At 67.0% G+C, this 10,787-nt stretch carries 9 protein-coding genes; 2 read left to right on the forward strand and 7 right to left on the reverse strand.

Annotation, left to right across the window (positions count from 1 at the left end; all coding sequences use genetic code 11):
• Window positions 1-17 precede the first annotated feature (17 nt).
• Window positions 18-941, forward strand: a complete 924-nt coding sequence (locus PspR32_RS14740; RefSeq protein ID WP_159388774.1) for a LysR family transcriptional regulator — start codon at window positions 18-20, stop codon at window positions 939-941.
• Here PspR32_RS14740 and PspR32_RS14745 read toward each other — a convergent pair.
• From PspR32_RS14745 to PspR32_RS14775, 7 genes are read right to left on the reverse strand one after another with little or no spacing between them, the layout of a single operon-like run.
• The gene (locus PspR32_RS14745) at window positions 938-2,797 is read right to left on the reverse strand and encodes an ABC transporter ATP-binding protein (protein ID WP_232531734.1); all 1,860 of its coding nucleotides are present in this window, start codon (window positions 2,795-2,797) and stop codon (window positions 938-940) included. The genes PspR32_RS14740 and PspR32_RS14745 overlap by 4 nt on opposite strands.
• Entirely contained in the window at window positions 2,794-3,612 is an 819-nt protein-coding gene (locus PspR32_RS14750; protein WP_159388775.1) for an ABC transporter permease, read from the reverse strand. Before PspR32_RS14750 ends, PspR32_RS14745 begins: the two co-directional genes overlap by 4 nt.
• 12 nt (window positions 3,613-3,624) lie before the next feature.
• A complete protein-coding gene (locus PspR32_RS14755; RefSeq protein WP_159388776.1) occupies window positions 3,625-4,686 on the reverse strand; it encodes an ABC transporter permease in 1,062 nt (353 codons plus the stop codon).
• Entirely contained in the window at window positions 4,679-6,250 is a 1,572-nt protein-coding gene (locus PspR32_RS14760; RefSeq protein ID WP_010223668.1) for an ABC transporter substrate-binding protein, read from the reverse strand. Before PspR32_RS14760 ends, PspR32_RS14755 begins: the two co-directional genes overlap by 8 nt.
• A 10-nt stretch (window positions 6,251-6,260) precedes the next feature.
• Window positions 6,261-7,436 carry an LLM class flavin-dependent oxidoreductase gene (locus PspR32_RS14765; RefSeq protein WP_036995168.1) on the reverse strand — a complete coding sequence of 392 codons (1,176 nt, stop codon included), beginning with the start codon at window positions 7,434-7,436 and terminating at the stop codon, window positions 6,261-6,263.
• A gap of 9 nt (window positions 7,437-7,445) precedes the next feature.
• Window positions 7,446-8,180 carry a class II aldolase/adducin family protein gene (locus PspR32_RS14770; protein WP_010223671.1) on the reverse strand — a complete coding sequence of 245 codons (735 nt, stop codon included), beginning with the start codon at window positions 8,178-8,180 and terminating at the stop codon, window positions 7,446-7,448.
• A 12-nt stretch (window positions 8,181-8,192) separates the two neighbouring features.
• Window positions 8,193-9,251 carry an ABC transporter substrate-binding protein gene (locus tag PspR32_RS14775; RefSeq protein WP_036995169.1) on the reverse strand — a complete coding sequence of 353 codons (1,059 nt, stop codon included), beginning with the start codon at window positions 9,249-9,251 and terminating at the stop codon, window positions 8,193-8,195.
• Between the two features lie 310 nt (window positions 9,252-9,561).
• On the opposite strand from PspR32_RS14775, the gene PspR32_RS14780 reads away from it, so the two are divergent.
• Window positions 9,562-10,779: an acyl-CoA dehydrogenase family protein gene (locus PspR32_RS14780; RefSeq protein WP_159388777.1), complete on the forward strand. Its 1,218-nt coding sequence runs from the start codon at window positions 9,562-9,564 to the stop codon at window positions 10,777-10,779.
• The last annotated feature ends 8 nt before the right edge of the window (window positions 10,780-10,787 follow it).

Genomic DNA, 10,787 nt, shown 5'->3' on the forward strand with positions numbered 1-10,787 from the left:
CTACCGAGGTAGCCCCGATGGACCCGTTCGACAGTCGCCAGGCCGATGAGCTTGCCACCCTCCTGGCGCTGTTCGAGCAAGGCTCGTTTGCCGCCGCCGGGCGCACGCTGCAGCGCCACCCGTCGGTGCTGTCCAAGCGCCTGGGTGCGCTGGAGCAGCGCTTAGGGATTCGCCTGGTCGAGCGCACCACCCGCCAGTTGCGCTTTACCGATGAAGGCGCACGGCTGGTGGAGCGCCTGCGCCAGGCCGCAAACCTGATCAGCGAGGCCGAACGCGAAGCAGCCCAGGGCGCTACGCAGATTCGCGGGCGGCTGCGCATCGCCCTGCCCTCGTCGATGGGCCGGCTGTGGCTGAGCCCGATGCTCGCCGAGTTTGCCCTGGCGTTTCCCGAGGTACAGCTTGAGACCGAATACGCCGAACGCTTTGTCGATATCGTCGCCGAAGGCTTCGATGCCGCAATCCGTATTGGCGAGCTGGCCGACAGCCGGCTGGTGGCGCGCAAGCTCTGTGAGCATCGGCGCATCCTCTGCGCGGCGCCGGCCTACCTGCAACAACACGGCCAGCCGCAAACACCGGCCGACCTCGCCCGCCATAACTGCCTGGGTTTTACCGGGCTGCGCTCGTACCCCGAATGGCGCCTGGCAGGCTTTGGCCAGCGGCAGACGGTAAAAGTACGCGGTTCGCTGGTCAGTAACGACAACGAAGCGCTACTGGCCGCCGCGCGCGCCGGAGTCGGCATCCTCGCCGGCGGTGACTGGCTGATGCAGCACGACCTGGACAGCGGTCGCCTGCTGCCGGTGCTGCCCGACTGGCAACTGGATAGCGACGCCGGCATCTACTTCGTGCGCCCCGGCGCCCGCTACAACAGCGCCGCGACCCTCGCCTTCAAGCAGTGGATCGAGGCGCGTTTTGCCAACGGCGCGCCCTGGCGCCGCCGCTAAAGCGCTGCTGCCAATCTCGGCGTATGGGCCAGCAGGCTCTGGGTGTAGCGGTCGACCGGCCGGTCCAGCACCTGATCCACCGGGCCTTGCTCGACGATGCGCCCTTGCTTGATCACCACCACCCGGTCGGCAATCGCCCGCACCACGCCCAGGTCGTGGGTGACGAACACCAGGGTCATGCCCTCGCCTTGCAGTTGCTTGAGCAGGGCCAGGATCGCCGCCTGGACTGAAACGTCCAACGCCGAGGTCACCTCATCGCAAATCAGCACGCTCGGCTCGCACACCAACGCGCGGGCAATCGCCACCCGCTGGCGCTCGCCACCGGACAGCTGGTGGGGGTACTTGTCGGCGACCGTGACCGGCAAGGCCACCCGTTGCAGCGCCGCCTCGATACGCGCCCGGCAGGCCTGGCCCTTGAGCTTGAAGAAGTGCTCCAGCGGTGCCTGCAGACATTGGCCAACAGTCTGCCGGGGGTTCAAGGCCCGGTACGGGTTCTGGAAGATGTACTGGATGCGATGGCGGGTAGCGCTGGGACGTTGCCGGGCCAGCAGGCTCAGCGCCTGGCCATCGAAGCGCAGCTCACCCGTAGCGTTGTCGCCCAGGCCTGCCAGGGTACGGGCCAGGCTGGTCTTGCCCGAGCCGGACTCGCCGACCACCGCCAGGCACTCCCCCGCCTGTACGTCCAGGGCCAGGTCGAACAGCACCGGCCGGTCGTAGGTCAGGTTGAGGTTGCTGATCGCCATTAACGGTGCCTGATCCGCCCGCGTCGCCCGTACCTGCGGCGCCGCTGTCGGCGCCAGCGCCTCAAGCTGCGGATGCAGGCAAGCGACCTGTTGCCGGGCCTCAAGCGTTTGCAAGCCCGGCTCCCCCTGCTCGCAGGCCGCCGTACGCCGAGGGCAGCGTGGCGCGAAAGCACAACCGTTGGGGCGCTGGCCCGGTGCCGGGGCATGGCCCGGGATCGCCTGCAGCGGGTGCTGGCGGGCAACGTCCGGGATCGCCGCCAGCAACCCCAGGGTATAGGGATGGCTGGGGCGGGCGAACAACCGTTCGCGGCTGGCCATTTCGACGATGCGTCCGGCGTACAGGACCAGCACCCGGTCGACCAGGTCCTTGATCACCGCCAGGTCGTGGGACACGTACACCGCCGCCACGCCCTGCTCTTTGCACAGCCGGCGCAGGGTTTGCAGGATGTGCGCCTGGGTGCTGACGTCCAGGGCCGTGGTCGGTTCGTCGAGCACGATCAGGCGTGGCCGCAGGACGAACGCCAGGGCGAGCATCACCCGCTGCTGCTGGCCGCCGGACAGTTGATGAGGGAAGCGCTGCAGAAACTGCGCATCGCCCGGCAGGCCGACGTCGACCAGGGTCTGTTGCAGGCGCTGTTGCTGCGCGGCTTTTGGCAACTGCGGTTCATGGGCGTGCAGGGTTTCCAGCAGCAAAGGGCCGATGCGCAGAGCCGGGTTCAGGGCTTGCGCCGGGTCCTGGGCGACATAGCCGATCAGCCCGCCACGGGCCTGGCGCAGGGGCTCGCCGTGCAGCTCAAGGAGGCTGACGTCGGCAACCTGGATATGCCCTGCGGCGATGCGCGCACCGCGCCGGGCATGGGCCAGCAAAGCGGTGGCCAGGGTGGTCTTGCCCGAGCCGGACTCGCCGACCAGGCCGAGGATTTCGCCAGAGGCCAGGGTGAAGTTGATGTGGTCGATGATGTCGGCGCCGGGACCAAGTTCAACCCGCAGGTTTTGCACCTGCAGGGCCGGCCTCTCGCGGGTCAAGCCCGCTCCCACAGGGTTCGGTGCATGCAGTTCCACTGTGGGAGCGGGCTTGACCCGCGATGGGGCCAGTGGGGCATATGAGTTCATCGACGTTCTCCCGCGCTATGCCGGGCAATGCCTTCGGCGAAGATATTGGTGCCGTAGGCGAACACCCCGATCAGCAGCGCCGGGGCCAACACCGCCCAGGGCTGGACCAGCAGGCCGGCCTGGTTTTCGTTGATCATCAGGCCCCAGTCGGCGGCCGGAGGCGCTACGCCGTAACCGAGATAGCTCAGCCCCGAGAGCATGCCGATGCCCCAGGTGAGCATGTTGCCAAAGTGCACCAGCAACGGCGTCAGCACATTGGGCAATATCTCGCGCAAGAGGATGCGCGTGCGCGAAAACCCCATCATCTGCGCCGCCTCGACGAACTCCTGGCTGGCCACCGCCACCGCGCTGCCACGGGCCAGGCGGATCACCCCAGGGGTGAAGGCGATGGCCACGGTGAGCACGATCAACCACGGCGCCCGGCCAAGCATCGAGACAATCAACAGCACCAGGATCAAGTCGGGAAACGCCAGCCAGACATCCGCCAGCCACGTGATCGCCTGGTCCAGGCGCTGGCGCGACAAACCGGCCAGCAGCCCCAGCACGGTACCGACGATCAAGGCGATGGCCGCTGCCGCCAGCGACATCCACAAAATCGACAAACCGCCATTGAGCAACCGTGACAGCACGTCATGACCAAGAAAATCATGGCCCAGCGGCGCGTCACTGGCCGGAGCACCGTAGACACCGCCAACCATGTCGGTGGGCGCATGGGGGGCCAGCCAGGGGCCGAACAGGGCGAGGAGGACGATGGCCAGGGTCACCAGGGCGCCGCGGCGAATCTGTGGCTCACGCCACCAGCGTGCATAGAACATGGGCTATTCCTTTCAAGGGGCTTTGGCCGCCGGGCGCCGCCACCAGCTCTGGATGCCGCGGCGGTTGCGCTGGATCAGGGTGGCGCGGCGGGCGGTGCGCAGTTTCGGGGTGAGCAGAACGGTAAGCAGGTCAGCCACCAGGTTGATCAGCACCACCCCGAGGGTGATGACCAGCACCACGCCCTGCACCAGCGGTAGGTCGCGCATCTGGATCGCGCTATTGAGCTGGGTGCCGATCCCCGGGTAGCTGAAGATCACCTCGGCCAGCAACGCACCGCCAATCATGGTGCGCAGGGTCAGGGCCACGCCCTGGATCGCCGGCACCAGGGCATTGGGCAAGGTGTGGCGCCAGACGATGCGCCATTCGGCGATACCGCGCAGGCGCGCCGCGCTGACGTAGTCCGAATCCAGCGCTTCGATCATCGAGGCGCGGACCATGCGTGCCAGGTACGGCAGCGACGACAGGCTCAGGGCGAAGATCGGCAGCAACAGGTACTCAAGCTGCTGCCACAGGGCCTTGTCCGGGTCGAGGATCGACACCGCCGGCAGCAGGTTGACCTGGGGCATGGAGAACAGCAGCACCAGGCCGATGGCCAGCAGAAAGCCCGGCGTGGCCTTGAGGAAGATCAGCGCCGACAGGCCAAAGCGGTCCAGGCGGCTGTCGCGGCGCAAGGCCAGGCTGACACCGATGCTCAAGGCCAGCGGCACCACCAGCACCAGCACCCCGGCCAGCAGCGCCAGGGTATTGCCGAAGCGGCTGAAGATGATCGAGGCCACCGGCTGGTTGGAGTCCAGGGAAATCCCCAGGTCAGCGCGCAGCACCTGGCCGAGCCAGCTGAAGTACTGCACCAGGATCGGCCGGTTCAGGCCCAATTGCTCGCGCAGGGTCAGCACGCTTTCCAGCGGTGCCTCGGGGCCGAGAATGACCCGCGCCGGGTCCGAAGGCAGCGCCTGGGTGGCGATGAACACCACCAGGCTGATGACCCAGGCGGTGAGCAGGCCGTAGCCCAGGCGGCCGATGAACCACGGCAACCAGGCCGGGAGTCGGGAAGTGCGTGCGCAAGGTTCAGGCATGGTTCAACCACAGGCTGTCAAAGCGCCAGGAGGCGAAAGTGGTCTGTTCGCCGTGCAAACCGCCGACCTTACTGGAGGCGGCATCGAGCACGTCGGTAAAGCCCCAGATCAGCAAGCCGCCGCGCTGGTGCTGGATGGCCTGGGCCTCATGTACCAGTTGCTTGCGCCGCTCAAGGTCGGGCTGGCCGAGGGCCTGGGTAAACAGCTCGGAGAAACGCTCATCGCGAAAATTGCTGCGGTTGTAGATCGCCAGCGGCGCGTCGTTGTGCAGGCCGGTGGCCAAGAAGCCACGGGCTGGCGTGGAGCCTGGCGACATCAGCCACTGTTCTTTTTGCGGGCCGTTGAACACCGAGCTGTCCACCGGCGTGACCTTGACTTCGACCCCGGCCTTCTTCGCCTGCTGGGCGAACACCAGGGCGGCGTTGACTTCGTTGGCAGTGGTGGTCAGCTCGACGCGCAGGTCGCTGGCGCCGGCCTGGCGCAGCAGCGAGCGGGCCTGGTCGAGGTCGTGGCCGCGCTGGGCGATGGCGTGGTTGTAGGTCGGGTCCTGCGGTGAGTACAGGTCGTTGGCGATGCGCCCGAAGCCATTGAGGCCACGGCCGATCAGCTCCTGACGATCAGCCAGCAGGCGGAAGGCCTGGCGTACCCGTTCGTCCTGGAACGGCGCCTTGGCGGTGTTGAGGTTAAAGCCACTGAACGAAGTGGTCGGCGACACCACCAGTTGCAGCCGCGGGTCGGCCTTGATCAAGGCGCTGTGCTCGGCCTGCACGCCGCTGGCAACGTCGATCTGCCCGGCGCGCAACGCCGCGACCCGCGACACCTGGTCCTTGAATTCAATGATCTCCAGCTCATCGGCATACGGCTGGTTGGGTTTGAAGTAATTCTCGAAACGGCTGAACAGCGCGCGCTGGCCCGGCACGAAGCTTTTCAGCCGGTACGGCCCAGCCCCCACCGGGTTGCTCACCGGGTGGTAATCGGTCGGCACGATGCCGCCGAAGGCGATCAGGGTTTCATCCAGCGGGAAGAAGCTGCGGCCCTGCTTGAAGCGGATCTCGATGGTGCGCTCATCGAGCTTGCGCAGGGCCTGACGGTCGATGGCGCCGACCAGCCCGGCAAACGGCGAAGCCAGTTTCGGGTCGGTCAGGCGCAGGATCGAGAACAGCATGTCGTCGGCAGTGATGCTCTTGCCATGGTGGAACTCCAGGCCCGGCTTGATGCGGATGGTCCAGGCGCTGGCATCGGCGTTGGGCTCGGCAAACTCGGCCAGGCCCAGGCGCGTGCTGACGTCGTCGTTCCACTCCCAGAACTTGCTGTACAGCGCCCAGCCGCGAATGATCCCGCCGCCAGACGGCTTGTGCGCATCGAGGTTGCCGGCCTGGTCGCCGTCGATGATGCCGACCCGCAGGCGCCCACCGCGCACCGGCTGGGTGGGGCGGCTGATGGCACCGACCACGGCAGGCTCACCGCCGCCGCAGCCGCTGAGCAGGCTGGAGCCGAGCAACAGGCCGCCACCGACGGCCAGGCTGTTGCCGAGGAACACCCGGCGGGAAAATTCGTTTGGCATGGGCAACTCCTTAAGCCGGTTCGGCAACCGTGCGTGCACTCAGGCGCGGAATGTCGAAACCGTGGTCCAGGTCGAGCAAGGGGAACAGCAGGTCGGCGACCCGGTGGGCTTCATCGATCAGCGGGAAACCCGAGAGGATGAACGCCGAGGTGCCCTGGGCTTGGTACTCGCGAATCCGTGCGGCCACCTGCTCGGCGCTGCCGACCAGGTAGGTGCCGGCCGCAGGACCGAGGATGTTGAAGCCGAACAGGCTCGGGCCGGTCCAGACGTTGGGGTAGATCTCAAGCTCGCGGGTCGTGGGCAGGCGGCCGTCGCGGATGCTCTGCACATTGCGCTGGATCTGCGGGTTGTCGCTGGTGAAAGTGTCCAGCGTTTGCCCTGGCGGCAACTGGCGCTCGATGGCGGCGCGGGCGGTGGCCAGCGAGGTCTGTTGCAGCAGCTTTTCGGCGTGGGCCCAAGCCTCTTCTTCGGTTTCGCGGACGATAATCTGCAGGCGCGTGCCGAAGGTCAGTTCGCGGCCGATCTTCGCCGCCTCCGCCGCCACCCGGCGGAACTTGTCGCCAAGCTTTGGCGGGGTGTCGGCAAAACTCAGGTAGACATCGAGCAGTTGCACCGAATGGGCAACCCCCGGGCCCGAGGTACCTGCGCCCCACAGCGGAACGCTTGCGCGTTTTGGCGGATGCCAGCCTCCGAGCGGGTGGCGCGCCGCCGCAGCCGGGCGCGGCGCCAGCTTGACGTACTGACCGTCGAAGCCTGCGGTTTCGCCGGCGTAGATGCTCTGGAAGGCGCGCCAGTATTCCAGGCTGAACTGGTAGCGCTCATCGTGCGGATAGTGCACACCGAGGGGGGCCAGGCCGGCATCGCTGCCGTTGACCACGTTGAACAACAGGCGGCCGTTGGAAAACTCATCGAAGGTCAGCGCCCACTTGGCCAACACCGCCGGCGACAGCTCGCCCGGGTGCTGGGCGACCAGAAAGCGCAAGCGCTCGGTGGCGTCGATCAGCGCGGCGGCCACCGCCAGGCTTTCATTGGGGCTCGAGCCCAGCAGCGAGCCGTAGTAGCCGAGGCGATCGCTGGCCACCGCCAGTTGCTTGAGGTGGGCAAAATCGGTCTTCCAGCGCCCCTGGGCTTCCCATGGATAAGGGCCGTCGGGGCTGGTCAGGTACCAGAGAATCTTGACTGCCATGGTCTTTCCTCAGGCGCGAATGCGGTCGGTGGCGGGAATCAGGCCCAGCTCGTTGGCCTTGTCGATCAGCTTGCTCATCTTCCATTGCTGGGTGAGCACGCCCGGGCCGAAGGGCCGCGAGCCACCGATGGCTTCGGCCAGCAGTTGCAGTTGCGCGCCCTCCTCCAGCAGCACGATGAACTCGGCGGTGGCGCGCAGGCCGTGCTGCCCCCAGACCGTGGCGCCGCCGTTGGCTTCGAGGATGGCCGGGGTGAACGGGTTCTCGACCAGGCGTTCGAGGATGAAATCGACCTCGTCCTGGCGCCGGTCGATGTAGGTTGGCAGCTCGCGGGCCAGCTGGAAGCGCTGCACCGGCACATAGTTGAACGGCAAGGTGCGCTGGGTCTGGGCCCAGGCCCCCAGGTACGGCGAGTGCACATGGGACACCGTGGTGATCTGCGCCTGCTCGCGGAACAGCTTGGCGTATCGGCCCAGGCCGCCCTTGCCCTGGCCATGCACCAGGTTGCCGGCCAGGTCGCTGACCGTGGCCTGCAGCGGTTTGCGGTACTCCCACGGCCCCGGGTAGTTGACCGACACCAGCAGCTCGCGGCCCGGTACCCGCTCGATAAAGCCGACGGTGCCGTTGGCGGTGATGGTGTTGGTTTCGCGGAACACGGTGAAGGCCTGCTCGGCCTCGTTGATCACCTGCTCGATGAAGGTTTTCAGTTCGGCATCGATCAGGTGGTCGCTGGTCAGTACAGTCATGGCAATGCTCCTTTAAGCGCGGGCGCGGCGTTCGGCCAGCAGTTGTTGGGCGGCTTGCAGTGGACGCGGGTCGACCCAGTCGGCCAGGGCAAAATCGGCTTCGAGAAAGCCGTGCAGGTTGAGGAAGGTTTTCTGGATGTCGAGGTAGGCCAGGCGCTCGGCCGAAAGGTCCGGGGCCAGGGTGGTATGGAAGTCGCCGCGGTAGGCTTGATCGACGCCTTCGGCACCGGCGCGGGTTTCGTCCTGAAGGATGCGCAGCAGGCCGGCGCGGTTATCGCGGGCCCAGTCGGCGGCGCGCAGGGTCTGGGCGAGAAAGCGCACCACCAGCTCGAAGTGATCGTCGAGCAGGCTCTGGTGCACGGTGATCGGCCGTGGCGTGCCGTTGTTGATGCGCAAGCGTGGGTCTTCGATCTGGTCCAGGTCGATACCCACCACCAGGCCCAGGCGCCGGGCAGCGTCGGCGGCGGCAGCGCCCTTGACGTAGACCGCATCGACCTCGCCGCGCACCAGGTAATCCAGGCCCGACCACAGGCGCTGCAACCCCTGCTGCGGGGTCGGTGCATCGTCCTGGGAGTGCAGCGCCACTTCCACCAGCTGGACATCATCGAAGCTCAGCCCGGCCAGGCTCAGGGCACCTTTGTAGCCGTGCAGGCTCATGGCCCGGGCGATGCTGCCGGGGCGGTTGGCGCCCCAGGCCGGCAGAGCCAGGCGCTTGCCTTTAAGGTCGGCGGCGCTGCGAATGCCTGAGTCGGGGCGAACCAGGATGGTCTGCCACTCCTCGATCCAGGTCAGGCCGATCAGGCGGCTCGGCGCACCGGCGGCGCGGGCGGCCAAGGCCGGGACATTACCGCCCTCGCGAAACAGCCCGGGCAGTTGGTGATCGTAGTGGTGATGGCCCAGTTGCCGGGCTTCCTGCAGGGTGTGTACCGGCAGGCCGTCGGCGGCGAATTCTTCCGTGAGCCAGCCCAGGGTATAGGCGATGCCGGAAGCGGTCGGCACCGGGCAGCGGGTAAACCAGAGTTGCTCAAGCGAAGTTGTGGTAGGCAGCGGCAAGGTGGCGGCGATTGTCATGGGCATGCTCCATCAAGCGGATCGAATCGGCCAGGTGGCCTTTGCCTGAGGTATTGCAGCGCCCGTGCCAACTCGGCAAGGCCCTGATTTCATTGGACCTTGCCCTTTGTCAAAGGCATCGACTGCTGATCTGCCAGCAGTTGTGCCGCAGCCCTGCTGCTGCCAGAGCAACAATCACCCGCCGATTGCTGCTCCAGCAACACCCGGCCTTGGCAAACGCTGCGCAAGCCTTGCTGCGCGGGGCTTTGCCGCCAATGGCACAGAACCTGCTCAAGGCCCTGGGTACCTGTTCATTCAAGGAAGCCCTATCGTGAGTACCCTGCCCCGTCGCCTGCACAGCCCCGCCCAGGCCATCGCCGCGGCCCATGAGATTGCCGAGGCCATCGCCGCCCTCGCCGCCGACCCGTTGCTCAACCGCGAACTGCCCCGGCGCCAGGCGCAGTTGCTGTCCGACAGCGGCATCACCGCCATCGGTGTACCCGCAGCGCTGGGCGGCCTGGGCGCGTCGGTAGAAACCATCGTTGAAACCGTGCGCATCATCTCCCGCGCCGACGGCGGCGTCGGCCAGTTACTGCAGATTCACAACGTGATGCTGCGCGGCGTGCTCAGCGGCTACCCGGACGAGGTGCGCGACGGCGTGGTCAGCGACGTGCTGGCCGGCAAGCGCCTGGGCAATGCCCTGGCCGAGGTCGGCGGCAAGAACAAGTTCGCCCTCAAGACCCGGGTCGAGCGCCGCGCCGATGGCAAGCTGATCCTCAACGGCAGCAAGTTCTACTCCACCGGCGCCTACCTGGCCGAGTGGATCTCGCTGACCGCCGCCAGCGATGACGGCGGCGCCGGGGTGCTGCTACAGCGCGACACGCCCGGCCTGACCCTGGTCGACGACTGGGACGCCTTCGGCCAGAACAATTCGGTCAGCGGCACGGTGATCTTCGACAACATCGAACTGGACGAACGCTACGTACTGCGTCGCCAGGGCCCGATGAAGCGCACCGGCCTGACCTTCCCGCAGATCCTCCACGCCGCCATCGACACCGGCATCGCCGCCGGCGCCTTGCAGGCCGGCATCGACTACCTCAACCAGCACGCCCGGCCGTGGGTCGAGAGTGAGGTGGAACGGGCCAGTGACGAGCCGCATATCATCCGCCAGATCGGCGAATACGCGGTGGCCCTGCGCGCGGCCGAATCGTTGCTGCGCGACGCCGCGCGAACCTTCGACGCCCATGAGCGGGAGCCGGACAACAAGGCCCTGGAAGACGAGCTGATCCTCTCGGTGGCTACCGCCCGCGCCCATGCCGATGGTGCTTCGCTGAAAATCTCCAGCGACATCTTCTCGCTGCTCGGTGCCAGTTCATCCTTGAGCAAGTGGAACCTCGACCGCTTCTGGCGCAACGCCCGCGTGCACACCACCCACGACCCGATCCGCTGGCGCCTGCACCACGTCGGCAACTACTACCTCAACGGCATCGACCCGGGCGAATACACCGCCATCCTCAATGCCAAGCAAAAGGCCGGCGCCAGCCGCTGAGCACACAC

It is taken from the genome of Pseudomonas sp. R32, assembly GCF_009866705.1.
Taxonomy (GTDB): domain Bacteria; phylum Pseudomonadota; class Gammaproteobacteria; order Pseudomonadales; family Pseudomonadaceae; genus Aquipseudomonas; species Aquipseudomonas donghuensis.

Bases quoted from the DNA above. Each gene is read 5' to 3' on its own strand.
- PspR32_RS14740 (WP_159388774.1), top strand. From the start codon at position 18: ATGGACCCGTTCGACAGTCGCCAGGCCGATGAGCTTGCCACCCTCCTG.
- PspR32_RS14755 (WP_159388776.1), bottom strand. From the start codon at position 4,686: ATGCCTGAACCTTGCGCACGCACTTCCCGACTCCCGGCCTGGTTGCCG.
- PspR32_RS14745 (WP_232531734.1), bottom strand. From the start codon at position 2,797: ATGAACTCATATGCCCCACTGGCCCCATCGCGGGTCAAGCCCGCTCCC.
- PspR32_RS14770 (WP_010223671.1), bottom strand. From the start codon at position 8,180: ATGACTGTACTGACCAGCGACCACCTGATCGATGCCGAACTGAAAACC.
- PspR32_RS14750 (WP_159388775.1), bottom strand. From the start codon at position 3,612: ATGTTCTATGCACGCTGGTGGCGTGAGCCACAGATTCGCCGCGGCGCC.
- PspR32_RS14760 (WP_010223668.1), bottom strand. From the start codon at position 6,250: ATGCCAAACGAATTTTCCCGCCGGGTGTTCCTCGGCAACAGCCTGGCC.
- PspR32_RS14765 (WP_036995168.1), bottom strand. From the start codon at position 7,436: ATGGCAGTCAAGATTCTCTGGTACCTGACCAGCCCCGACGGCCCTTAT.
- PspR32_RS14775 (WP_036995169.1), bottom strand. From the start codon at position 9,251: ATGACAATCGCCGCCACCTTGCCGCTGCCTACCACAACTTCGCTTGAG.